The organism is Paenibacillus oenotherae, from assembly GCF_019443105.1.
In the GTDB taxonomy this organism is placed as follows: Bacteria; Bacillota; Bacilli; order Paenibacillales; family Paenibacillaceae; genus Paenibacillus_Z; species Paenibacillus_Z oenotherae.
Map to the genome: position 1 here is coordinate 1 of NZ_JAHZIJ010000004.1, position 24798 is coordinate 24798.

The 24798-nt window shown below is 50.6% G+C and carries 24 protein-coding genes; 14 read left to right on the forward strand and 10 right to left on the reverse strand.

Translation table 11 applies throughout. From position 1 onward, the window contains the following. Positions 1 to 225: 225 nt before the first annotated feature. Entirely contained in the window at positions 226 to 774 is a 549-nt protein-coding gene (locus K0T92_RS07885) for a general stress protein (RefSeq protein ID WP_219871915.1), read from the reverse strand. Positions 775 to 961: 187 nt separating this feature from the next. On the opposite strand from K0T92_RS07885, the gene K0T92_RS07890 reads away from it, so the two are divergent. From K0T92_RS07890 to K0T92_RS07905, 4 genes are all read left to right on the forward strand, one after another. Further along, positions 962 to 1294 (forward strand): STAS domain-containing protein, encoded by a 333-nt coding sequence (locus K0T92_RS07890; RefSeq protein ID WP_219871916.1) that lies wholly within the window; start codon positions 962 to 964, stop codon positions 1292 to 1294. Positions 1295 to 1322: 28 nt separating this feature from the next. Then, positions 1323 to 1802, forward strand: a complete 480-nt coding sequence (rsbW, locus tag K0T92_RS07895) for an anti-sigma B factor RsbW (protein WP_219871917.1) — start codon at positions 1323 to 1325, stop codon at positions 1800 to 1802. Further along, positions 1799 to 2605 carry a sigma-70 family RNA polymerase sigma factor gene (locus K0T92_RS07900; RefSeq protein WP_219871918.1) on the forward strand — a complete coding sequence of 269 codons (807 nt, stop codon included), beginning with the start codon at positions 1799 to 1801 and terminating at the stop codon, positions 2603 to 2605. The genes rsbW and K0T92_RS07900 overlap by 4 nt, the downstream gene beginning before the upstream one ends. 189 nt (positions 2606 to 2794) lie before the next feature. Then, positions 2795 to 3961, forward strand: a complete 1167-nt coding sequence (locus K0T92_RS07905; protein ID WP_219871919.1) for a magnesium transporter CorA family protein — start codon at positions 2795 to 2797, stop codon at positions 3959 to 3961. Between the two features lie 45 nt (positions 3962 to 4006). Here K0T92_RS07905 and K0T92_RS07910 read toward each other — a convergent pair whose 3' ends face one another. Both K0T92_RS07910 and K0T92_RS07915 read right to left on the reverse strand, forming a co-directional pair. After that, on the reverse strand, positions 4007 to 5176 hold the full coding sequence (locus K0T92_RS07910; protein ID WP_219871920.1) for a PP2C family protein-serine/threonine phosphatase: 1170 nt from the start codon (positions 5174 to 5176) through the stop codon (positions 4007 to 4009). A gap of 128 nt (positions 5177 to 5304) precedes the next feature. Further along, positions 5305 to 5925, reverse strand: a complete 621-nt coding sequence (locus K0T92_RS07915; protein ID WP_219871921.1) for a DUF948 domain-containing protein — start codon at positions 5923 to 5925, stop codon at positions 5305 to 5307. Positions 5926 to 6164: 239 nt separating this feature from the next. Between K0T92_RS07915 and K0T92_RS07920 the strand changes: the two genes are divergently transcribed. The 7 genes from K0T92_RS07920 (at position 6165) to K0T92_RS07950 (ending at position 14979) form a co-directional block, all read left to right on the forward strand. Further along, a complete protein-coding gene (locus K0T92_RS07920; protein WP_219872155.1) occupies positions 6165 to 6329 on the forward strand; it encodes a DUF1328 domain-containing protein in 165 nt (54 codons plus the stop codon). A gap of 971 nt (positions 6330 to 7300) precedes the next feature. Next, positions 7301 to 8092 carry a lipase family protein gene (locus K0T92_RS07925; protein ID WP_246627988.1) on the forward strand — a complete coding sequence of 264 codons (792 nt, stop codon included), beginning with the start codon at positions 7301 to 7303 and terminating at the stop codon, positions 8090 to 8092. 133 nt (positions 8093 to 8225) lie between these two features. After that, positions 8226 to 9548: a sugar phosphate nucleotidyltransferase gene (locus K0T92_RS07930; protein WP_219871922.1), complete on the forward strand. Its 1323-nt coding sequence runs from the start codon at positions 8226 to 8228 to the stop codon at positions 9546 to 9548. A 34-nt stretch (positions 9549 to 9582) separates the two neighbouring features. Next, positions 9583 to 9828 (forward strand): hypothetical protein, encoded by a 246-nt coding sequence (locus K0T92_RS07935; protein WP_219871923.1) that lies wholly within the window; start codon positions 9583 to 9585, stop codon positions 9826 to 9828. Then, positions 9825 to 12242 carry a cyclic di-GMP-binding domain-containing protein, MshE-related gene (locus tag K0T92_RS07940; protein WP_219871924.1) on the forward strand — a complete coding sequence of 806 codons (2418 nt, stop codon included), beginning with the start codon at positions 9825 to 9827 and terminating at the stop codon, positions 12240 to 12242. Before K0T92_RS07935 ends, K0T92_RS07940 begins: the two co-directional genes overlap by 4 nt. A gap of 115 nt (positions 12243 to 12357) precedes the next feature. Further along, positions 12358 to 13368 (forward strand): glycosyltransferase family 2 protein, encoded by a 1011-nt coding sequence (locus K0T92_RS07945; RefSeq protein WP_219871925.1) that lies wholly within the window; start codon positions 12358 to 12360, stop codon positions 13366 to 13368. A 15-nt stretch (positions 13369 to 13383) separates the two neighbouring features. After that, the gene (locus K0T92_RS07950; RefSeq protein ID WP_219871926.1) at positions 13384 to 14979 is read left to right on the forward strand and encodes an ArnT family glycosyltransferase; all 1596 of its coding nucleotides are present in this window, start codon (positions 13384 to 13386) and stop codon (positions 14977 to 14979) included. Positions 14980 to 14989: 10 nt separating this feature from the next. On the opposite strand, the gene K0T92_RS07955 is transcribed toward K0T92_RS07950, so the two are convergent. Further along, positions 14990 to 15352, reverse strand: coding sequence for an MmcQ/YjbR family DNA-binding protein (locus tag K0T92_RS07955; RefSeq protein WP_219872157.1), 363 nt, complete (start codon positions 15350 to 15352; stop codon positions 14990 to 14992). 408 nt (positions 15353 to 15760) lie between these two features. Between K0T92_RS07955 and K0T92_RS07960 the strand changes: the two genes are divergently transcribed. Then, positions 15761 to 16090 (forward strand): helix-turn-helix domain-containing protein, encoded by a 330-nt coding sequence (locus tag K0T92_RS07960; protein ID WP_219871927.1) that lies wholly within the window; start codon positions 15761 to 15763, stop codon positions 16088 to 16090. Positions 16091 to 16972: 882 nt separating this feature from the next. After that, positions 16973 to 17302, forward strand: coding sequence for a helix-turn-helix domain-containing protein (locus tag K0T92_RS07965; RefSeq protein WP_219871928.1), 330 nt, complete (start codon positions 16973 to 16975; stop codon positions 17300 to 17302). Positions 17303 to 18074: 772 nt separating this feature from the next. Here the strand turns inward: K0T92_RS07965 and K0T92_RS07970 are convergent. From K0T92_RS07970 to K0T92_RS07980, 3 genes are all read right to left on the reverse strand, one after another. Further along, a complete protein-coding gene (locus K0T92_RS07970; protein ID WP_246628033.1) occupies positions 18075 to 18287 on the reverse strand; it encodes a hypothetical protein in 213 nt (70 codons plus the stop codon). 81 nt (positions 18288 to 18368) lie between these two features. After that, positions 18369 to 18545 (reverse strand): hypothetical protein, encoded by a 177-nt coding sequence (locus K0T92_RS07975; RefSeq protein ID WP_219871929.1) that lies wholly within the window; start codon positions 18543 to 18545, stop codon positions 18369 to 18371. Between the two features lie 31 nt (positions 18546 to 18576). Then, positions 18577 to 20490, reverse strand: a complete 1914-nt coding sequence (locus K0T92_RS07980) for a sensor histidine kinase (protein ID WP_219871930.1) — start codon at positions 20488 to 20490, stop codon at positions 18577 to 18579. Positions 20491 to 20689: 199 nt separating this feature from the next. Between K0T92_RS07980 and K0T92_RS07985 the strand changes: the two genes are divergently transcribed. Continuing rightward, the gene (locus K0T92_RS07985; RefSeq protein WP_219871931.1) at positions 20690 to 21439 is read left to right on the forward strand and encodes a M15 family metallopeptidase; all 750 of its coding nucleotides are present in this window, start codon (positions 20690 to 20692) and stop codon (positions 21437 to 21439) included. 100 nt (positions 21440 to 21539) lie between these two features. On the opposite strand, the gene K0T92_RS07990 is transcribed toward K0T92_RS07985, so the two are convergent. From K0T92_RS07990 to K0T92_RS08000, 3 genes are all read right to left on the reverse strand, one after another. Continuing rightward, complete coding sequence (locus K0T92_RS07990) at positions 21540 to 22832, reverse strand: ABC transporter substrate-binding protein (RefSeq protein ID WP_219871932.1); 1293 nt, start codon at positions 22830 to 22832, stop codon at positions 21540 to 21542. Between the two features lie 132 nt (positions 22833 to 22964). Beyond that, positions 22965 to 23804: a carbohydrate ABC transporter permease gene (locus K0T92_RS07995; RefSeq protein WP_219871933.1), complete on the reverse strand. Its 840-nt coding sequence runs from the start codon at positions 23802 to 23804 to the stop codon at positions 22965 to 22967. Then, a complete protein-coding gene (locus K0T92_RS08000) occupies positions 23804 to 24688 on the reverse strand; it encodes a carbohydrate ABC transporter permease (RefSeq protein WP_219871934.1) in 885 nt (294 codons plus the stop codon). The genes K0T92_RS07995 and K0T92_RS08000 overlap by 1 nt, the downstream gene beginning before the upstream one ends. Between the last annotated feature and the right edge of the window lie 110 nt (positions 24689 to 24798).

A 24798-nucleotide genomic window follows, 5' to 3' on the forward strand; every position in this document is an offset into this window, starting at 1 on the left:
GGGGAGAACAGTTTCATCGACGGGATCTGCGTCCCTAAAGATGCTTCGTTTTCCCGGCTACCACCATCGTATAACACTTACAAAAATAGGCCAACCAGAATTCTCTGGCTGACCTAATAATACGAAAGATGCCTCCAAAACCACTTTTCCTTTTCAGTGGTTTTGGAGGCATCCCTTCACATCATTTGGGACTGACTTATTGGATATTGGACTGCTGGTTGCTGGCTATAGAATGCGCTCTGCTCCGCAGTGCCGGTAGACCGCTTCGACGATGCCGCTTCTGGTGGGATCCGGGCCTCCATTGCCGCCCCCGGCACCCGTCTCGACACCGACTACATAGCCGCCGCCGACAATGACATCTCTGCACAGGCTTGCCTGACTGCCATTCAGCCCTAAAGAAATGAGCGCTTCCTCTATATTGCTGTTCTCATTGATTCTGGCTCTTCCTGCCAGCAGATTCATGCCTCCATAAGGAGCCCCGCTGCCCATCATTCCTGCCACGCCCGCTCCATATACTCCGCCGGGAGATTGCGTCATCGTACCGGCAAACAGAATATCGTTCGCAGCCTCTTTATCGTCCGCTTCCGACCGTGTTTCCACCAGCTCGCGCAGTTCATCGGCATGCACATCGGTTTGCCTCTCGATCCGGCGTGAATGCTCACTATCCTTAACCAGCACCTTGAGCTCATTGCGCGTGAAACCTTCCTGCTCCAGTGTCTCAATCGCATGGATAACCTGCTGCTCCGTCTGGAAAATGCCCAGCTTAATAGCCATTATGGCGGCCTCCTTTTTACCTTGCATTTCTTACTCTTGGTATACCCTGTTTCTGTAAAAATCAATCAACTTTCAACATTCTGTTTCAGACCCCGGGCGCACGGGTATACAATGTTATTAGCATACTGCTTACATAAGTAGGTCAGGTAATGACATCATTAACTTTGGTAACAGGAGAGGACTTTGTATGAAGCAATCCGACAAATTATTTCTTCGCACCGAGAATAAAGAGGGCAAGTGTACTGTATTCGTCGGAGGGGAGCTGGACTTGGAATCTGCAGCGCAAATGCGCGCCGTAATGTCGCCGCTCGTCGAGCTCTCTGACCGTGAACTTGCGCTCAATCTTAGAGAACTCCGTTATGTTGACAGTACAGGCATCGGCATTCTCGTCTCCGTGCTTAAAGCCCGCCATGCCAAGAACGCACCGTTCGTAGTAGAAGCTGTACCGCCAAATATTCGCAAACTGTTCGACATGACGGGCATTACGCCGTTTCTGCTCAAGCAAGCCGGGCAAGCATGATCGTCACGAAGAAAGGAACGAGAACGCTATGAAAGCGAATGAAGAAATCGTAACCCTTAAAGTACCAGCATCCGCAGAATATATTGACCTTGTCCGGTTGACACTGTACGGACTCGCTGTCAAAATCGGCTTCTCTTACGAGGAAATCGAGGATATGAAGGTAGCCGTATCGGAAGCCTGCAACAATGCAGTCCTTTATGCTTATGGAGACCTGCCATCAGGATCTACTGTATCCGCCCCGGATGTTGCCCCTCATATCGAGATCCGGTTCATCAAGCAGACAGATGCGTTGTCCATCGTAGTTAAGGACGATGGCCGCAGCTTTGACGCAGCAGCGGCTGCGCAAAGAGCAGCGTCGCTGCATGGCAAGTCGGTTGATGAACTGCAGGCGGGAGGCCTTGGCCTTTATCTCATGCAGGCGCTGATGGATCAGGTGCAGGTCAATAGCGACGCAGGAACAGAGGTTGTCCTGACCAAACGTCTGCTCAAGAGTGGTGAGATGGCATGAGTGTCCACCCGGCCAAGCAGCCGCCATTATCCAGTACGGAGCTCATTCTGACTTACCAGAATAACCCGAACAATGATACGGCGACTTTGCTTATAGAGCATTATGAGCCGATGGTTCGAATGGCGGCCGGAAAAATATCGCGAAATCGCCCGGATTTATACGAGGATCTGATGCAGGTGGGACAAATTGCGCTGCTTCGCCTGTTCAGCCAATTCGATGTTTCACTCGGTGTCCAATTCGAACCCTATGCCATGAAAAGCATTATCGGCCATATGAAAAACTACCTGAGAGACAAATCATGGTACATTCAGGTGCCCCGCCGCATCAAGGAAAAAGGAATCGCCGTCCAGCAAGCGGTTGATGAGCTCACCGTCAGGCTGGAACGCTCCCCCAAGATTGAGGAAATCGCGGAATATATGGAGCTGTCCATAGAAGAGACGACCGAAATCCTCGGCGGCCGGGAGCTGTACCACTATGTCTCGCTGGATACACCGATTTCCGAGGAAGAGAACACGACCACGCTTGGCGATTTGATCGGCTCACCTGCCGATGACTTCGACACGCTGGATAAGAAGCTTGATCTGCAGGCGGCGATCTCCCAGCTTAAGCCGCAGGAGCAGCAGGTGCTGCTGCTTGTGTATGATGAGGGACTGCCCCAGCGGACCATCGCTGACCAGCTTGGCGTCTCGCAGATGAGCATCTCCCGCATTCAACGCCGCGCGATTGAGAAGCTCAAGCAGCTGCTCAGCGACAATGCGGACAGGCCCCCCGAGCAGGATGGCCGCAAGCTGGAAGGCAATTAGTTATGCATATCGACCCAGGAATAGACTGAGGCATGCCCTACCCGGACACCTTTCCGAGAAGCGGCATGTCTTTTTGATAGCGCCGAATTGCCATGAATCTGTGCCGCGCAGTTGTGCAACAGGCTTGTTCGCGTTATGATGGTAGCAATAGACAGTAGCAGGAACGGATTAGCAGGAGGATCACAAACTATGATGCATCGAATGCTGCGCTTCTCGCCCGACTGGGAGTGGCATGTGCTTCTTGAGCAGCGCCCGGCTACGACCGGATTAAGCCGCCGCCATAGAACGAATGAGATGGATACCAACGCAGCTGCCGTTCATACCGATGCACAGGCGGATCGCATGGAATCCATCCGGGCAATTAAAGCCGCTCATCCTGAGGTTGCCAATTGGCTGGATGACTCGGAGAGCTGCCAACATAATCATATTGTCGTATCCGAGCTGCCAGGCGGAGAGCCTGTCCTTCATGGAACATTGCTGTATCAAGCATCTGATGAGCAGCAGGATGTCGTCCCCCTTCATTTCTGGATGAACAATGATAAGCTCGTCACCCTTCATTCCGATATGCGGCTGTCCATCCGGCTGCAGCTTGAGCCATGGGAAGAGAAGCTGAACCGCTGCAAGACGGCGCCGGAAGCCTTCTTTGTTATGCTTGGCGCAATTCTGGAGACCTTCCATACCGGACTGGATGATTTCGAGAAGCGTCTTGGCGAGCTGGAGCAGACGATGCGCCTTAGCAATGGCAAAGGGCTTATGAACTCAATTTTTGAACGCCGCTATGACCTGCTGCATTGGAATCATCTGTTCATCGCCATCTATGAAGTCCATGGAGCCGCCAAGGAAGCCTTCATGGAAGCGTTGACGGAGCAAGAGGAATTCAAGCGCATGGCCTTCAAGCTGCAGCGCATACAAGCTCTGCTTGATCAATACGCGCTGGAGATCGATACCTTGCTGACGATGGATGACGCCATCTCTAATTTTCGCGGCAATGATATTATGAAGACACTGACCATATTCACGGTCCTGCTATCTCCGGCCACGGTAATCGGCGCAATGTGGGGCATGAACTTCGAGCTTATTCCGTGGGCGCGGCAGACATGGGGATTCGTGGCGATGTGCCTCATCACTGTCATGATTACAATCGGGATCTACTGGTGGCTGCGCCGCAAGGGCTGGACAGGCGATCTTCTTAATTCCACGGCCTCCAAGAAGGAAGCCCGGAAGAAGCTGCGCAGCACCAGAGCCATCGCTGCGCCCAAGCAGACGGGAGATGCGCCTCTAAGCAGGCGTGGCCGTGCAGCATCCCGCGGCGGGGATGACGATGACAGCAATAAGGGAAATTCGCATATTGGATAACCGATGGAGAGCTGTGCTCCACGATCCAAAGCGAATTTCCCTTTGTTATTTGATGTCGATCATGACCAGACATCTGTCGTCTGACCGATTGGAATCATGCTGCGGATGAAACAATGCCTCTTCCAGCTTCTCTCTGGATATGCCGCTGCGGAAAGGCTGCAGAGCCGCCCTCAGCCGCTCCATCTGATTCTGCTCAATCTCGCCGACCAAGTCCAGTATGCCGTCGGTTACAAGCACGATGCGGTCACCGCTGTTGATTGGCAATGTATGCTTCTCCACCTCAATCTCCTCGAAGATCCCGATCGCCACACCGCCTTGCGCGAATGTTTCCACTTCATCGCTGTCGCCTCTTATCAGAAACCCGGCAGGATGGCCTGCATTCACATATTCCACAATTCCTTTATCCAGGTCGATAAGCAAATATAGCGCTGTAAAATAATACTGGATCAGCTGGTCGGCAAATTGTAGCTGTCCCGTCCGGCGGTTCAGCTCGCTTATTACACGCTCCGGCTGGATCTGCTTCGTCATTGCCTCTTTCAGTACAGATGCGATGAACATGCAGACTAACGAGGACGAGATACCGTGTCCCATCGCATCGATAACCGCAACGCCATACCGGTGCTCATCAATCCGATGCCATGCGTACAGGTCGCCAGACAGCTCATCAGAAGGTCTGTAGATCGCATCGACGGATATGCCTTCATCATCCACCGGCTGCGGCAGCACCGCGCTCTGCACCTCACGGGCAAGCTGCAGTTCCTCCCGCACTCTCCGGTCGCGCTCCTTATGCCAGTCCTTCTGTTCCTTCAATCGCAGGGCGACTCTAATGCGGGCAAGCAGCTCGATCCGGTTAATCGGCTTCGTTACATAATCTATCGCACCGGCATCAAGCGCTTCGGCCAGCTTCTTCGAGTCTCCAATTGCGGTAACCATAATAATCGGAATATCTCTAAGCCGCTCTGCTTGCTGGATGGAATGGCATACGGAAATCCCATCCACACCCGGCATCATCATATCGAGCAGAATTAAATCGATGTCATTCCCGCTGCTGCTCGCGGGCATATCCGGCTCATTGCCGAGCGAGGTGAGCCCAAGCAGCGCAAACAGCTCCATGCCCGACGCCGCTGTTGCTATATCTGTATAGCCTGCACGCTTCAAAATTTCCTGCACAACGGTTATATTCATAGGATTATCGTCAACAATTGCAATACGCATCTTCCATCTCCTAGCCAAGCTTCTCTTATTCTTCTCACATTCTACTTCTAACAATGCCCCGTACACAAGCAGAAACGGCTAAAGCCGTCATCTGACGGCCCGCAGCTTCCCTTGACAGGACTTCTATTCTATCGTCTTGCAAATAATCGGGCGACATGAACCCCTGTCTCCATCCAATCCAGCCAAGCCGGCGTTTGCTTCGCTGCGGCAGTCTCGGCCATTACGATCGGATCTCCTCCGGCAGCATAACGCTCGACACGAACATTCCTTCCGTTCGCCTCTGCCAAGGAAGCAGCCTGCATGCCTGCTATCTCCCTCTCATCAACTCCATTGAGGAAGCCTTCTGTCGAAGCTGCCGCATATGCCGCCTGCCGCTCTGCTTCTTCAGCGCGCACGGCCTCCTTCGCGGCAGCAGCCTCCTGACGTCTGCGAAGCCGCGAGGTCCACACCGATGAGAAGCCGTGGGCAACGCTGGCGACCTCATGGAGCGCTTCTCCCGCTTCTTTCACCGTTGCCATCAACGGCTCCACTGCGGCAAGCTGGCCATCGGCACGATCAGCAATTCTGCGGGCGCTGCCGACGAGCTCCGCCACATCACCCTTCCAGGCATGAATGGTATGCTGAAGCTCCACGATTGTTTTGCTTGCTGCATCAATCGATGTTTGCGCCTTGCGCAGTGTCTGTACCAGCACAACTACAAGAACAGCTACTGACAATCCAATTATGATCATTGCTACATCCATCATCATCGTTATCCCTCCGCTACTTATAAATTGCTGTGCGCATGCTTCTCCGACCTGACAACCATGCGCCGCGTTCTGTAATTCGTATACCCGCTGCTGGCTGCTTTGAATCCTTTGTTTCAACCGAAACGGCTTGCGGTTAAAGTCCCCTCAAGCACGACGGAAGGCAGTTTGTCCCCTCCCCCGCTAACGGATGCAGGCAGGACAAGCCCGTCAAATTGAAGGATGAAAGGATTGTGATCGCTATGTTACGCTGGGCAGCTATCTTCTTTGTTATTGCGATTATCGCGGCTGTGTTCGGATTTGGGAATATCGTAGAAAGTGCGGCGACCATCGCCAAGATCTTGTTCTTCGTATTCCTCATTCTATTCGTAATCTCTCTCATTACAGGGCGCAGAAACAGCTTATAACGGGAGTCATCAGCCCTCGATAAGCCATATCTCCAAGATTGGGGCTGGCTTGAAGCCCTATTGGGATTTGCCAGCCCCCACTTAGATCCAAGTTACATTGCGAACAGAAGCCTCCTCTCCCACTTCCCAACTTCCGAAGTCGGTTTGGAGGCTTCTTATTCCTGCGGCCCGTCGGCGGCGGCAAACTTTCCTGCGAATCAGCATGCTTTTTCTCTTATCAGCCTGCTGAGGAACGAATGCCTGCCAACGCGCAGGCTTTTCGCCCTGTTTGCCCGATAGCGGCCCAATCCGCCATATATTCCTGCCTAATCGCAGGCATTCTACCGTCAAAGGCTACTTTTAGCCGAAATTCCTGCTCTTTCGCAGGCTTCCTCTCACTCTACTAGCCGGATCTGTTGCAGTCAGTCGCTCCCACTTTCCAAGTCGATTTGAAGGCTTCTGTCAGCTTATTTTGGGGATCGGATTTGCTGGTGTTGCTCATTTGGGACATCCCCGCTGCGTGAGGTGACTCTGAAGTCATCCCAGCGGCCCAGCGACCCGACGGCCCGTCGGCGGAGGCAAACTTTCCTGCGAATCAGCATGCTTTTTCTCTTATCAGCCTGCTGAGGACCGAATGCCTGCCAACGCGCAGGCTTTTCGCCATGTTTGTCCGATAGCGGTCCATACCGCCATATATTCCTGCTTAATCGCAGGCATTCTACCGTCAAAGGCTACTTTTAGCCGAAATTCCTGCACTTTCGCAGGCTTCCCCTTCCCATTCCCCTTCCCTTCTTCTCACTCTACCAGCACGATCTGTTGCAGTCAGTCGCTCCCGCACGTTGAATCCTAGTTTGAAGCCTGGTTGGAAGCCCAGTTAACAGGAAGCCCGCCGATTCTTTCCATGAGCGAACCAGTCTCCAGCAGATACGGGACATCCGCCTAAAGCATATCCGCCTACACCCGCATACAATGCTGCAGGAGCGTGAGCTGGAATGAGCAAGAGCAATGAGATGGACATTCGAACCGCATTATTTCTCTCTGCTATCTGTGAACAGACCACGACGCAGTTTAATAATGCCCGTCACTGGTTTCTTGTCCCCTCTACCTACAGAATCGTCGGCACATTTGAAGCAGATGTCTACAGCAATATGAAGGAGCTGTTCGGCTTTCTGCTGGAATCCGATAAAGCGGCCATTCTTGCCTTTCGCGGATCTGGCTCTGCTGTAGACTGGGTTAATGATTTTATTGCCTATCAAGTGAAATTCACCCCCGTGAGCGGCGGCGGCAGCACACACTGCGGCTTTACCAATGTCTATATGTCCGCGCGCGACCGTATTATGGGGCTGCTGGACAATATTCCGCGCGATAAGCCGCTCTTCATTACAGGCCACAGTCTGGGCGGCGCTTTGGCTACCTTGGCCGCTCTTGATATTGCCTCCAACCGCGGGCCCGAAGGAATTATCGTCTACACATTCGCCTCTCCGCGGGTTGGCGATCCCCAATTTGCGCGCACCTATAACCGCCTCCTCCCCAACACCTTCCGTATCCAGAATGAGCATGATATTGTCCCCCATCTCCCGCCGCTGATCTATCAATCGCCAACAACCAAAAAGAATTACTTGTATATGCATGTTAAAGGAGACGTTAAACGAAGTTTTCGGATGGGGTCCGTTGCGGGTAATCATATTTTGTACAGTTATTTTGTCGATTTGGCTCAGGATGCGCCGCATATGGCCACCGCTATATGTGCGTACCCTCCGGGGTGGTGTCCGTCCTCTGACTAACGAGGTTTCGCAAGCAGTTTATGGCATGCACACCCCTATTTCTACCTGTCGACTTCCAAAAATGAAACATTTATACTAGTTTTAGATCAAAAAATAGGTCTAAGTACTTACTTCAGGCTGTGAGGAGGGAAATATGAAGATCATCCTTCTGTCCGGTGGTGCAGGCAAACGACTGTGGCCTCTGTCCTCCCATTCACGATCCAAACAATTTCTTCAGGTGCTGCAAGACGATTCCGGCAGGCAGCTATCGATGGTGCAGACGACAATGGAGCATCTGAAGCACCTTGGGCTTGAGGGAGATGTTATTGTTGCCTCTACCAGCGATCAGATTCAGCAGCTTCACATGCAGCTGGGAGCCCATATAGAAACCGTCATCGAGCCGGAGAGAAGGGATACTTATCCCGCTATTCTCCTGTGCGCAGCTTATTTGCACGCGGTTCTCCATGTTGATCAGGATGAAACCGTCATTATACTGCCTGTTGACCATATGACCGATTCATCCTTCTACAATATGCTGTTCCAACTAGATAAGCTTGTCCAGTTGGAGCAAGCGGCAATTGGCCTCATCGGCGTGAGGCCGACCGAGCCCTCCAGCAAATTCGGATATATGGTGCCTTCAACAGGGCAAGCTCACGAACCGGGCCCAGGCTCAGGCTCATCCCCTCTGCATCTCATTGAACGCTTTGTCGAGAAGCCGGATGAGCAGACCGCCATATCCCTTATTGCGAAGGGGGCGCTATGGAACTGCGGTGTATTCGCCTTGCGTCTGTCCTATTTAATCGAGCTCATTCAGGATCTGGAGCTTGAGGCTGACTATGAGTGGCTCCGCAGCCGGTACAGTCTGCTGCCTGCCATCAGCTTTGATTACGCCGTTATTGAGAATGAGCGTGAGCTGATGTCTCTTGTATACAAGGGCCTCTGGTGGGATCTCGGCACCTGGGATGCGCTTTCGCAAACGCTGGAGCATCCTTTGTACGGGCGGGGAATAGTAGCTCCTAACTGCAGGGACACGCATATTATGAATGAGCTGCCCATCCCTGTTCTCGTATCCGGCATTGACAATGCCGTCATTGTTGCTGGCGACGAAGGCATACTTGTGACAGCAAAGCATACAGCAAGCGAGCTGAAGCCTTTAATCGAGCAGACACTCGAGGAGGCGCAGCAGCCGGACCGCACAGCCGAATACGGCTGGTCGAGAACGGTCGATCGCGTGGACAAGCGCGGACAAGCCGCCTCCATTACAAGGCGCATGCATATTCGTTCCGGCCAGCAGCTCTGCTGCAAGGAGACGAAGGGCGAGACCATCTGGATTATATTAGCCGGACAAGGCTTGTACAGAGCCGGAGACGAAGATCTCAGCATTAAGGAAGGCAGCACGGTCAAACCCTACTATAACTGCTCCTACGAAGCTGCAGTATCAACGGAGCTGCTTGAAGTTGTTCTCACCGGCACATGAGACAGCGCATACTACCCTCGGAGGAGGTATTCTTATGTCCAAGCAAAAGCGTTCTCTCGGAGGATATCGTCCCCAAGAAGTTCAACGTTATTTGGAGCTGCTTCGGCTGGAGCTGACCATTATTAAAGACCAGCTCGCGAGCGAGCAGGCCAAATTCGAGGAACGGCTTGCAGCAAGACTCAAGAACAATGAGCAAATAAGAGCCGAGCTTCAGGATGCCCTCGCCCAGGAACGGCGAATCATTGAAGATGCTGAGCCTGAAGCTCCCAATCCATCATGAAAAGATTGCCTATAGCCCTGCTCGGTGTAAGCCGGCGAAGGGCTAACCGTCAAATAGATCGGGAACGGGCGCTTCTGGAGCAAGCCAGAGCGCAGCTTGAGATACAAAGGGCGGAGCATGAGCTTGCGATCAAGCGGCTGGACACAGAGACGGAGCAGTTGCGCAGCCGCTTGGCCGAAGCAATCGTCCGGATTAGACATCTGGAAGCTGCCCGCCTCGTTAATCCGGAACAGGCGGATAAGACCGTGCCCGCCTCTGACATGGGCCTTGCTGCAGCAGCACCCCATCCTTCAGTGCCGCTGCGAATGGGCGACTCCCTGGTGAATGCGGGAATAATTACAGCCGCACAGTTGGAGACCGCGATGACCGCACAGAAGCAATTCGGCGGCAGACTTGGTGATATTCTCATTGATATGGGCTTCGCTACTGATGAACAGGTGAGCCGGCTTATGTCAGACCAGCCTGATAAGGGGCGTCTTGGCGATCAGCTTGTGGAAGCCAGGCTTATAACAGAGAATCAGCTCCGGCAAGCGCTCCAGTTTCAACAGCAGAGCGGCGGCCTGCTCGGAGATATCTTGCTTTCGCTGCAGCTCCTTGAGCCTGAGGATCTCTATAGAGCAATTGCCACTCAGAACAATATCGGACGCATCGGCAGCGAGCTTAGTATCAACACCCCGGTACGGCTGCCGGAGACCCTTGCGCGCGAGCTGGAAATTGTCGTCATTCACCAATACATTAACCGGTTCCTCGTCGCGATCAGCCATCCTCTATCGACGGAGCAAGTGGAAGAGGTGGAGCAGCATCTGGGGATGCCTATAGAGCAGGTGCTTGCAACCAAGGATGAGATGGAGCGGTTCTGGCGCGATGTCTACGGCTCTGAAATGCTGCACGAGAGCACCTCGAAGCTTGCCGACGAGCAGCCGCATAATTCAGCGCTTCAGACCTTCACCCGCATGCAGCTCGGAGTCTTTATAGCAGCTGTAATGATACTTGCTGCCGGCCTATCCTTTCAATTCTGGGCCACGCTGCTTACGGTGAACCTTATCATTCAGCTCTTTTATTTTGTCATGTCGATGTTCAAGTTCACGGTCATTCTCGTCGGCTCCAGGCGCGGCGCCCAGTTCCGGTATACTCCGGAGGAGATCGCCCAGATAGATGAACGCGAGCTGCCGGTCTATACCATCCTTGTGCCGATGTACAGGGAGGCTCAGGTTGTTCCCCATCTGCTGCACAATCTGGAGCGGCTCGATTATCCCAAGGCCAAGCTGGATGTGCGGCTTCTTATTGAGGAAGATGACGACGAGATGCGGACCCTTCTGGCGGAAATGAACCTGCCGCCCTATTATACGGTGCTGATCGTGCCCGATGGATTGCCCAAGACGAAGCCTAAGGCATGCAATTACGGCCTTATCCGCGCACGAGGGGAATATGTCGTGATCTATGACGCAGAGGATCAGCCCGACACGGATCAGCTTAAGAAGGTATTCCTGACCTTCAAGCAGTGCCCGGAGGAGTATGCCTGCATTCAGGGCAAACTCAACTATTTCAATAGCGACCAGAACCTGCTGACCCGCTGGTTCACGCAGGAATACAGCATGTGGTTCGAGCTGCTCCTGCCTGGCATTATGCAGCTGAATGTGCCGATTCCGCTTGGCGGAACTTCGAATCATTTCAAGATGTCGGTGCTCAAGGAGCTCGGTGCGTGGGATCCGTACAATGTCACTGAAGACGCCGACCTCGGCATTCGGTTGTACAAGCACGGCTATAAGACAGCTATCGTAGATTCCCGCACATGGGAGGAGGCCAACAGCAAGACCGGGAATTGGATCAGGCAGCGGTCCCGCTGGTTCAAGGGCTATATGCAGACATGGCTTGTCCATATGCGGAACCCTTTCAAGCTGATTAGAGAGATTGGCTTCAGAGGCTTCGTCGGTTTTCAAGTGATGATCTTGGCTACGCCCCTGCTGCCGCTGCTCAACCCGATTTTCTGGCTTATGCTGGTGCTGTGGTTCGGCTTTCAGGTAGGCATTATACGGGAGTTTTTCCCCGGCTTTATTTATTATTTGGCCAGCTTCGAATTTTATGTTGGCAATTTCCTGTTTATTTTCAGCAATGTTGCAGGTGTCTATTGGGTTATTCAGGAGCTTGAGCGCAGAGGCGACCGAAGCTTCTCCTACAAGCTGGTCCGCTATGCGCTGCCAACGCCGATCTATTGGGTGCTCATGAGTATTGCCGCACTCAAGGCAGCCTGGCAGCTCATTACGAAGCCCTTCTATTGGGAGAAAACAGAGCATGGATTAACAGAGCCGCCAGCCATGCCGACATCGGATTCCATTGGAATCCCGCACACTGTCCCTCAGCCTCAGCAGAGGGGAGAGCAATCGGCAAAAACGGCCTCACCGCCGCAAAGCTAGCAGCCAAATCAGCCAGCTGCAGCTATGCTCGCTGCGGCGGCACTAGCTGCGGCAGATGGCACCCGCCATTCATGCGAGAATGCAGCAGAAGCTTACGGACAAGGGGGAATGGTCAATGAAAGAAAGGATGCCACTGCCGGAGATTTCTGTCATTGTACCGGTATATAACGAAGCCGGACATATTGCCGCTTCTCTCCGCGTCATAGCAGCTGCTGTCGCAGCCATGACGGCCCGTTTCGAGCTGATCGTGATCGATGATGGTTCAAAGGATGGGACGTGGGAGCAGGTCGCCGCCCTCTCGCATGAGCTCGAGCAGCTGACAATTATGCGGCTTAGCCGAAATTTCGGCAAGGAGCTGGCGCTATGTGCGGGGCTGGAACATGCACAAGGGCAAGCGGTCATTCTGATGGATGGAGATCTCCAGCATCCCCCTGAGCTGATTCCGCAAATGATAGCTATGTGGCGAGAGCAAAAGCTGGAAGTCATTGAGTGCGTGAAGGAGAGCCGGGGCAAGGAATCTGCGGGCAAGCGGCTCGGCGCCTCCCTTTTCTATTATGTGCTGAACGGTCTGTCCGGATTCAATCTGAGAGATGCATCGGATTATAAGCTGATGGATGCCAAAGTGGTCGCCGCATGGCGGTCCATGCCGGAGAGAATCCCCTTCTTCCGCGGCATGTCGGCTTGGCTCGGGTACAAGCGGGCCACAATCTCGTTCCGCGTCCCTGCAAGGGAAGAAGGAAGCAGCCGCTTCGGCCTCCATAACCTGACGAAGCTGGCCGTTCATGCGATCGTTGCCTTCTCGACGATCCCGCTGCGGCTTGTCAGCCTGGTCGGCATTCTTTTCCTGCTGGGCTCCGCCCTACTCGGCATCAATACGCTTGTCCAGAAGCTGCAGGGAGTGGCCGTTACAGGCTTTACGACGGTTATTCTGCTGCTGCTTATCATCGGCAGCTTCCTGATGATCTCGCTTGGCATTATCGGCGAATATATTGCCGCCATCTATCATGAGGTCAAGGGACGTCCCCGTTATCTGATTGCGGAGCAGCATGAAGGGGCATACTCAAGCACGACTGGCAGAGAAAGGCTGCAAAGCGATGCTTACTTTTCTGCATCATCCCATCGTTAAAGGAGGCTGCCTGCTGTGCTTAAGCGCCATCGGATAGCGCTCATCCTGTTTGCTGCTATCTTCTTTGCAGAATTCGCACTTGGCTACTATTACAGCTCCATTGTCGGATACATACATTCCGATGCGATAAGCCGGGTGGCGAATGCATTCTATGTGCTGTACAGCCGCGACCCTCATCTGGGTGCAATCGGCTTCGTCTGGAATCCGCTGCCGAGCCTCGTGGAGCTGGGCATATTAGCCTTTTACCCTCTATTCCCTGCTCTTGCCTCTGAGGGACTTGCAGCTGTGCTGCAATCCTCTCTATTCGCCGGGCTGTCTGCCGTCATGCTGTATCATGCAGGCAGACGCTTCGAGCTGTCTGCGGCAATGAGCATTCCTTTCGCCCTGCTCTACAGCTTGAATCCGTTTATATTCCTGTTCGGGGCCAATGGACTCAGCGATTCGCTCTATGTCTATTTCCTGATGATGACGGTCATCCAATTCTCGCTATGGCTCAAGGATCGGGGGACGCATTCACTTATTGTAGCCAGCTTTGCCCTTGCGCTTGCATTCTGGACGCGGTATGAGGCCGTTCCCTTCGGCTTATCGCTGGCATTCGCTGTTCTGATTGCGCTTCTGTGCATACGGCATGCAGCACAGAATAACACCAGACCATGGAGGGAGAAGCTGTACAAGGTAGAAGCGACCTGGGTTCTGCTGCTCCTCCCGGCTGTATTCTCCGGGCTGTTGTGGATTTTCTTTAATTATCTTATCATGGGCAATCCGCTGTACTTTCTCAATTCGGAATACTCCAATGTGGCGCAATCAGAGGCGCTTAAGAACGACGCGGCCTTCCGGCAAATTTTCGATAGCCCGCTGCTTGCCTTAGCGTTCGTTGTCCGCAAAACCTTATGGTTCTCGATCCCGCTCCTTGCCATTCTGGTTCTTCGCTTATTCAGCCGCAGGCTGCTGAGATGGGATACAGTCATTCTGCTGCTGCTGTTCGCTGCCGTACCCGGATTGCAGTATGCACTCTTGCTGCGGGAATCATCCTTCGGATGGTTCCGTTATTTCATGTATGTATTTCCGGTAACGGTCGCCTGGATTCCTTATGAGCTGTCCAGATTCCGCAAAGGTCCGAGGCAACGGCTAGCCTTCACAGCCATGGCCGCAGCCATGCTCGGGACAGCGGCCTTGCTTTCCTATGCCATGACTGATCCTCTTATCGCGCCGGATGAGAATAACTTCTTGAAGCCGCAAAGCCAGAACGAGCATTATGTGGCACAATCACGGGAACGGAGCATCGCCGCCTATATGGATGAGCATTATCCCGATGCTACCGTGCTGACAGATTCCTATTCTGCCTATAACATCCTGATCAGCAGCCGCTATCCCAAGAAGTATCTCATCACCAGCGATTACCTGTTCAAGCAGGCTCTTAACGATCCGCCAGGCAATAATATCGACTATATTCTCATCCCTAAGCCGCTGCCCGGTATCCCTAAAAGTGCGGTCAATGCACGATATCCGGATATGTTTCAAGGGGGCATCTATTGGGCGACGCTTGAGCATGATTTTGAAGGCCAATGGAAATTATACAAGGTGAAAAAATGGCAGCCAAACGCTCAATAATACGATTGCGCTACGAATTGATCGTGGAGGACTGTTTGGAGACGCTAATCCGATTCCTCTCGACCTTCGTCAATCCCTTGAACACAAGGTCATAGGAGTGGCTGATCATGTCTTTCAACTCCTCCTCAGGAATTGATCCGTCAATTGCAATCGTATTCCAATGCTGCTTGTTCAAGTGATAGCCAGGCTTTACCGCTTCGTATTGCTCCCGCAAATTCGCTGCGATGACAGGGTCGCATTTTACAGAAATGCCGCCCTCCGTAATAAGCGCAAACATTCTTCCGCCAACCTTGATCACCATCGGCTCCGGCCCGAACGGATAAGCCTTCACAGCCCCCTTCTTCGACAAACAAAATTCCATTAGCGATTGCATCGCTTCTTCCCCTCTCTCCTTCTCCTCCTCAGCACGAGACTTGTGCTGCAAGCGGGATTGCTCCACCCAATATAACACAGCACGCTTCTCAATTCTCCATCCTCTCTCCAACAGGAACAGCATTCCAAACAAAATTACACCCGCAACAATAATGAACTTAGGATCTATCCCATATGCCATAATCATGCTTTCATCTCCTCTTCTTCTCGATTAGTTAAAATCTTATCCACCCGTAAGTTCATGATACATGAACTTTGTCTTCTATTTTACCGTCTATTCCCAGCGATTTCAACCCATAATAACATGTATCGTGAAGTCACTCCCTTTATCGATTACGGTCACTCATTATGCGTGTACAATTGAGGAGGAACAACCCAAATCCATTTCATTAAGAAGAGTTGATGGACCATGATTGGTAAACAATTGCGAGAGCTGCGCAAAAGCCGCTCCATGACGCAAGTGCAGTTGGCTACCTTGTTGAATACAGCCAAATCGACCATTTCTCAATATGAGAATGATATAAATGAGCCTGACCTTGAGACGCTGATTCGAATAGCTGACTTCTTCGAGGTGACCCTTGATGAGCTTGTAGGACGCGAGCTGCCTTATCCAACGCAGAGAGATCGAAGCTCTGGATTTCAATTGATGGAATCCTTGACTGAGGAAGAAGCTCATTACTTGCAGGATAGCCTGTCCATCTATCGCAAATGGATAGCTGCTGCCAAGAAGCAAGAATAATTTCCTTACGGGATACTTACATCGTACAAAGTTCAACCTCATTTGGGGAGGACTAAAAACATTCCCCTTCCAGAAATAACGAAATTTATATGATGTTTTGGTAAACGTCCTCATCATCCACTTAGACACAATTAACATTGCTTTTACTAACTCCCTCCTTCTTTTCAGATTATACTGGCACCCAGTTCAATTCCCTCCCTCCGCATGGACAGAACACCAACAGATCAACGAAACTACGGGCACCGAGCCTAGAGTCGCAGAGTACCTGCAGTTACCGTGCATTATCGTGCAAACACAATTATCATACACTTACAGCTAGTTTTCTCCTGTAGGACGGTTTTTTCGCGTCTCATGCGGAAGAAGAGAACTGCTGGCTCTCTGCAAGCGGTTTTCGTCCCTTTTCAGCTTGGGAGAATACAAAACGTATGGCTGGTTTTCCTCTCCAAGAGCAGCTTTCACCAAGTTCCGCAGGGGAATTCGTCATGTTTCGCCGAGCTTCACCAGGTCTCACCGATGAACATCTCAACTGGTTACAGGTGATTCGGCCCATATCCTGCACCGCACACAACGTATATCTCCATGCCGGCAGGATGGCGATATGTATTTAAAATTACACCCGCAACAATAATGAACTTAGGATCTATCCAAATGCCATAATCATGCTTTCATCTCCTCTTCTTCTCGATTAGTTAAAATCTTATCCACCCGTAAGTTCATGATACATGAACTTTATCTTCTTTTTTATCTTCTATTCCCAGCATTTCAACCCATAATAACATGTATCGTGAAGTCGCTCCCTTTATCGATTACGGTCACTCATTATGCGTGTACAATTGAGGAGGAACAACCTAAATCCATTTCATTAAGAAGAGTTGATGGACCATGATTGGTAAACAATTGCGAGAACTGCGCAAAGGCCGCTCCATGACGCAAGTGCAGTTGGCTACCTTGTTGAATACAGCCAAATCGACCATTTCTCAATATGAGAATGATATAAATGAGCCTGACCTTGAGACGCTGATTCGAATAGCTGATTTCTTCGAGGTGACCCTTGATGAGCTTGTCGGACGGGAGCTGCCTTATCCAACGCAGAGAGATCGAAGCTCTGGATTTCAATTAATGGAATCCTTGACTGAGGAAGAAGCTCATTACTTGCAGGACAGCCTGTCCATCTATCGCAAATGGATAGCTGCTGCCAAGAAGCAAGAATAGTTTCCTTACAGAACACTTACATCGTACAAAATCCAACCTCATTTGAGGAGGACTAAAAACACTCCCCTTCCAAAATAATGAATTATATTATGGTTTGATAAACCTCCTGATTTTATTAACTCCCTCCTTAATCTCAGGTTATACTGATACCCCGTTCATTCTCTCCCCTCCGCATGAACAGAACATCAACGAAACTGCGGGCACCGAGCCTAGAGTCGCAGAGTACCTACTTCCCACTTTCGCAGTGCACTACAGCTACTGAGCAATTCATCTACTGAGCAATTCATCTACTGAGCTCTACAGCTACTGAGCTCTACAGCTACTGAGCTCTACAACTGAGCAATTCGTCTACTGAGCACTGACAGGGGCTAGCCTTGTTCTGTAAGACGGTTTTTCCGCGTCTCATGCGAGGAAGAGAGCGGCTCGCTCTCTGTAAGCGGGTTTTGTCCCTTTTCAGCTCGAGAGAACACAAAACGTGTGGCTAGTTTGTACTCCAAGCGCAGGTTTCACCAAGCTTCGCAGGGGAAGCCGTCACGTTTCGCCGAGCTTCACCAGGTCTCGCCGACGTACATCTCAGCTGATGCAGGGGTACCCGCCCATATCCTGCACCACACGCAGCATACAGCATACAGCGCGCAGCTCCAGTACCAGCAGAACGGCGATACGTACTGACAGATGTGCTAGCCAACCAACAACCAACATAATCCCACACACTCATCCAAAATAAAAAGAACTGAGGCCTAATGCCTCAGTTCTTCGTGGTTGTCCTTTACTACACACCCATCTTTTTGCGTTGATTGTTGACTTTCTTCGTATTCTGGCTCTTCATGACTTGCTGGTTGCCGCCAGGGCCGTGCTTCTGTTTGTTGCCGTTAGCCTGCTCTTGCTTCTTCTGAGCCAGCTTCTGCTTCACTGCCTCAGCAAGCGAAACCTTCTTAGGCTCCTGCTTGGCTTCTGTTATTTGTTCTGTTTCTTTCTCTGACACGAGATCACCTCATTTATGTGAACTACTTGTATTGTATCCCTTTTTCGCTTCTTTTTCCAGCCATGAAATGATAGACATCCGCTATTCCCTAAGCGCATCCTTCAACCTGGTGGACATTGTATGTCCATCACGGCTTCGAAGAAGACCGCGTAATTTGGCTGTTTCCCGTTTAAGCCCGTCATTCTCCGCCTGCAAGGCTGCTATTAGCTGCTTGGCCTGCTCCAGCTCGTCTATCAGCAGCGCTATCTTCTCCTCCATTTTCTCCATCCTCCTTACCACTCACGATTACTTAATCAGCTTCACCCGCATCTAGAGGCAGCCGAATAATTGCCTCTGTTCCTACACCCTTCTCGCTCTTGAACTCCAATGTGCCCTCCATAGCCTCAATAATCCGGAACGTCACCAGCAGGCCAAGACCGGTACCCTTCGACTTATTAGAGAAATACGGCTTTCCTAAAAAGGCCAGTGTGCTCTCCTCCATCCCTTCTCCGGTATCATGGATATGAATGACGGCATTTCCTTTATCCTCATAGGCCCATATGCGAACTTTGCCTGTGCCGTTCAGCGCTTCAATGCTGTTCTTGATCAGATTGATCAAGACCTGCTTCATTTTCGAGGAGCTTCCCCTCACATACAGACTCTCCGCAATATGAACATCAATGATCCCGCCATGCAAATTGGCAAGCGGCCCAATCATATTCACGATATGCCTTAGCTCTTCACCAAGATCAAACACCTGAATATCCTCAAGCTGCGGCTTTGCAAAATTCAAAAAGTTCGTAATAATCGACGACGCGCGATCCAGTTCCTCAACAGCCATACCAAGGTAAGCAGCTTCTCTCCCTTTAGTCCCGAGCTTCTGCTCCAGCAGCTGCAGGAAGCCTCTTGTCACTTGCAGCGGATTGCGGATTTCATGAGCAACCGAAGCTGCTAGTTGACTAATTATCTCCCGTTTCTCGGATTGCTGCATCTCCTCATTGTAATGCTCCAGTTCCTTGGAGTATTGAATGACAAGCCGATTCTGATGCGCATACCGTCTTCCAAGAAGCATGATCAGCGACAGAATGAAGGCCACAAGCCCCCATTTCCACAGAAACAGATCGTATGCTTGCGAGGACAAATAGTACCACATCAGCTCTCCTGCCCCTATCGTTGCGAATATGCCGAACCCGAAGCAAAGAATAAGGGAGTCCCGCTTTCTCTGCACGATATACAGGACAGTCGAAATCGAAATAATGATGAATAGCGTTACCAAAGCAAGATTGGCTAAAGTGACCGAGATGAAAATATAGACGGATAAATATTGATCATCTGTCGCCATGTTGATAATCGAGCTGCTGAGATAGATAAAGGCATACACCAGAAGTGCTATGCGGAATAGCCGCACAATGCCAAATATCCCCTTGCCAAAAACAGCTTCAAAGAAGTATATAAACGCCGGCATAAAAACAGCCATCGCGATGTCAAAGAACAGCTGGAACAGATCATTGTACTTCCCATAGAACGTGTACAGGAACGGTGAATAGAAGATCATAATACCGCCGATGGACAGCACAACCAGACAAAGCGGAACCCAGCTCCTGCGCTGGCTTTTCTCCAAGAATAGCGAGCTTATCAGCATAACGACAGCAGAGAATATTAATGCGCTGCCCAGAATGATATCCGTTATATCTTTTATCGTATGCGCTTTTGCAAGATCATAATAATCCCCGATGACAGTTCCCGGGCCCAGGCCGAGGTTCTCCGTCGTGGATTCCAGCCGAATGAGCAGCGTTTGCCCGGAATCGGACTCCTTGAGCGGCAGCAGAATCCGGTTCAAATCAATCCAATAGATGCGCTCTGACTGGAATTTCAAGTCGTTATTCATGTACACTGCGACCTTCTGCGCATACAGCTTCTCCAGATATAGACCTGCTTGGCCGTCAACGTCAGGCAGCACCAGCTTGATCCACATGATTGTTACCCCATCCGGCCGCTTCGTGGCCGCTTCATTCCTGCCAACCGTAATCCAGTCTCCTTCGTCCCCTATTCCTCGGCCCAGAGCACTAGGTTCGGAGTCCTCAGCCAGATACCTTATTTGCCAACTTTCAATAGGCCCTGAGAAAACAAGCTCAGAGCCGTCAGCATGGACGGTTAGATTGGGCAATAGCAGTGCAGCAATTATGAATACTGCAATCATGTACCGTTGGGATAACGCTTTCATATGACACCTCAGACTGTCTTGAAGAACATTAAACTATTATACCACCATGATTCCTGATTAAACATATGCCCGATCACGTTTTTCAGACAACCGAATGTTTGTTACAGTTTAGAAACAATCTCAATATATTAACGAAATAGTTGCCTACTAGAATGGGTAATAGAGAGTAAGTCATTATTCATTCTAGGAGGCTGAAACTATGAAGCGCACATTGGCTTCTATCGCTGTCATTACAACTTTGACGGCTTCTCTGGCATTATCTGCTGCTGCTGGGCCGGTCAGCAAGTCCAGCGGTTCATCACTATCCAGCTTTCTTCATCAAAATGCACCTAGCCGAACGATCAAGAACAGCTCTTCCGGCAAGGCTGTTGTGACGAATACAGGAAGCACAGTCGTGCTGGTCAATAAGAAACGGCCGTTGTCCTCCCTGTACAAACCAGGCGATCTTGTCGTCCCGAATGTCCCCTTCTCCTTCTCCGGCAATAGCGAGAAGAAGCAAATGCGCAACATAGCAGCTGCCGCGCTGGAGAAGCTGTTTGCGGGTGCCAAGGCTGACGGCATATCGATAAAAGCAGTATCCGGATTCCGCTCGTACAAGACGCAGGAAGCCATCTTCAATCGCAATGCTAAGATTAAGGGAGCAGCCGTAGCGAACAAGACTAGCGCCCGTCCGGGTCAGAGCGAGCATCAGACCGGCCTGGCAATGGATGTATCCAGCGCCAGCGTGAAATATGGACTTGAGCAAAGCTTCGGATCAACGAAGGAAGGCAAATGGCTGAAGGCACATGCCGCAGAATATGGCTTTATTATCCGCTATCCGCAAGGGAAAGAGAAAATTACCGGGTATTCCTATGAACCATGGCATATTCGATACGTAGGCGTCTATATTGCAGGGCAAATAACGAAGCAGCAATTGACGTTGGAGGAGTATATGGCCAAGCAAGAGTAAACAGTGTGACTATGATCAGGCCACAGGCTGCACAAGGAAAAAACCGTACGATAAGTTGCGATTGCACTTACCGTACGGTTTTTGCTATACTTTGCTGCTATTATTTGCTCATGATATCGACAACAACTTTGTCGAGTTTCTCAAGCAATTGGTCTCTGTTGATTTGCTTGCTTTGGTACTCTTGCATTGCAGCACCCCAGCCTTGAGTCGTTCCGTCTGGGAAACGATCCCAGTGCCAGCCAAGTGCGTCACCTGCTTTTTCACTTACGCCTACTGCTACTACGCCGATATCAGCTGCAGTTGCTTCGATGTCAGTCATAGCTGGCATGAACTTGAATTCTTTCGTGATGAAGCTCTTACCAGTGTCGGAAGTAACCATCCAGTTCAAGAATGCTTTAGCTTCTTCAGGGTTAGCGGATTTGCTGTTAACGATCCAGTTGTTCGGAACGCCAACATATACGTGACCAGGTTGGTCGTTGATAGGCATTGGAAGTACGCCAAGGTTCATGTTAGGCGTTACTTTGTCGATATCGCCTTGTGTCCAGTTACCTTGTTGCATCATAGCAGCTTTACCGCTAGCGAAGTTAGCAACTTGAGTTGCGTAGTCCGTCGTCAGCAGGTTGTCTTGTGCATTGTTGAATACAAGGTCAACCAGGTCAAGCCATTGTTTGAAGATTTCGTTGTCTTTGATTTTTACAGTACCAGCTTTAAGATCTTCTGCGAATTTAGCAGGATCCGGCTGGTTAGCGAATGCTACGTTAAGGAAGTGAATACCAAGCGACCACCACTCGTTAGTGGACATGAAAGGCGTGATACCAGCAGCTTTCAGCTTCGCTACAGCGTCTGTCAACTCAGGAAGAGTCTTAGGCTCAGTCGTGATGCCAGCTTTAGCGAACAGGTCTTTATTGTAGATGAAACCATAACCTTCAGTGTTCATCGGCATACCGAACAGTTTGCCGTCTACAGTTGTTGGAGCTTTCGCTGCATCAACCGTGTTGCTTACCCATGATTCGCCGGAAAGATCAGCAGCGCGGTCCATGTAAGGAACCAGACCAGTGAATCCGCCGTTGTTGTAGATTTCTGGCTCGCCGCCGCCTGCAAGCTCAGCTTTCAGCAATGCAGAGTAGTCTTCGCCGCCACCATGCGTTTCGATTTCTACCGTTACGCCGGTTTCTTCTTTATACTTCTCAGCCAATTTGCCGAGAGCTTCAGCAATTTCCACTTTAAATTGGAACATTTTGATCGTTACATCTTTTTTAGGCTCTTCTTTGTTCGTGTTCGTTCCTGTGTTCGTTCCTGTTTCTTTCTTAGGCTCATTAGCGTTATTGCCGCCACAAGCAGCTGTAATAAGCAACAATGCTGCAACTAACGCCAGTAATGTAAACCTTTTCATTTGAAGACCTCCCTATGTTTGTTTGAATTCATACCTTCATTATAGGTTGTGTTTTATTGTCTCAAAATAGACGATGTTGACCTAAAAGGTGGAACTTGTTGATTATTTCCACCCCTTTTGTCGAACACCGGTCTATCCTTTAACCGATCCTGCGGTAATTCCTTCAACAATATGCTTCTGTAAGAAAAGGAAGAAGATAAGGATTGGAGTGATGCTGACTGCAAGCGCGGCAAGCGCCAAGTCCCACTGCTTCGTATATTGTCCGAACAATCTTGTTATAGCAAGCGGCAGGGTCGTCAGATCCTTGTTGCTTCCTATAACGAGCACGGGCAGCAAGTAGTCGTTCCATATCCATAACGTATTGAGAATAACTACAGTAATGATAATCGGCTTGAGAAGCGGGAATACAATCTTCCAGAATACCCCGAGCGGCGAACAGCCATCAACGACGGCTGCCTCTTCAATCTCAAGCGGCACAGTCTTAATAAAGCCGTGGAACAAGAAAGTGGATAGTGCTAAGCCGAATCCGATATAACAGGCGACGACACCATAGAAATTGCCTCTTAGCTCCAATAGACTGGTAATTCGAACCAGCTGCAGCATGATCGATTGAAACGGAATGATCATGGATGCGATGAGCATCGAGAACAGGATTTTGTTGAACAATGTCGCTCTGCGCACGAACCTGTAGGCAGTCATCGTACTCACAACAACGATAAGCGATACACTGACAATTACAATGGATACGGAATTGAACAGTGCTTTCGGGAACTTGATGACTTCCCATGCTTTGGAATAGTTTGCCCAGATGACTTCTGAAGGAAAGGATGCGGCGTCGACCAGAATCTCCCCGAGTGTCTTAAGTGAATTGATCGCTACGAAATAGAAAGGAACCAGGAATAGCAGGCCCAGTATGATCGCAACAATCTCCATAACGAATGTACTGCCGCCGTATTTCTCTTCTTTTTCCATTAGGCCTCAACCTCCTTGCGCTTAGTTAACCAGACCTGAGTAACGGTTATAAGCGAAACAGCGAAGAAGAAGAGCATCGCTTTGGCAGTTCCTAACCCGTACTTATTGTTGATCAGAGCCTCGGTATAGATGTTATAAGCCAGTGATTGTGTCGATGTTCCCGGACCGCCTTTGGTCAGCGTCAGGTTCAAGTCGAACATCTTGAATGCACTCGAGATCGTCAGGAACAAGCAGATCGTAATCGCCGGCATAACCATTGGCACCAGAATGCTGCGCAGCAGTTGTCCGTAGCCTGCACCATCGATTTTGGCCGCTTCGATCAAGTCCTTAGGCAATCCTGCGAATGCGGCTATGTAGATAACCATCATATAACCGGCTGTCTGCCATACGAATACAATGATCAAACCCCAGAAGGCGGTTTGCGGCGTTCCAAGCCAAGGCAATTCGAAGAAGGAGAACCCTGTCTTCTCGCCCACCGTGTAGAAGCCTTTAGTAAATATAAACTGCCAAATGAAGCCGAGAAATATACCCCCGATTACGTTCGGCATGAAAAATACTGTCCGCAGTATCTTTCTTGACTTGAGCGGTCTTGCAAGCACCAAAGCCAGCAGGAAAGCCAGTACATTGGTGGCGATCACCGTAATCACCGTAAATTTCAAAGTAAACCAAAGCGAATCCCAGAACTTCTCATCGTTCGTAAAGATTTTGCGAAGATTGTCCATCCCAGTCCATTGCGCCTTGTCCATATCAAGCCCGTTCCAGTCCGTAAAGGAATAATAAAAGCCAAGCACGAAGGGAATAAGCACAATCACAGTAAAGAACAGGAACCCCGGGCCCACAAATATCGTCTGTTGGAGCCACTCACTTACCCTTTTCTTTCTCATCGTTTTCTCTCCTTTCACACAACGATCATTCTAGAGCTGTACAAACAGTATAAAATTGCAAACCCTCCGATACCACCGATATTGATGATGGTTATGGTGGAATTTATTGA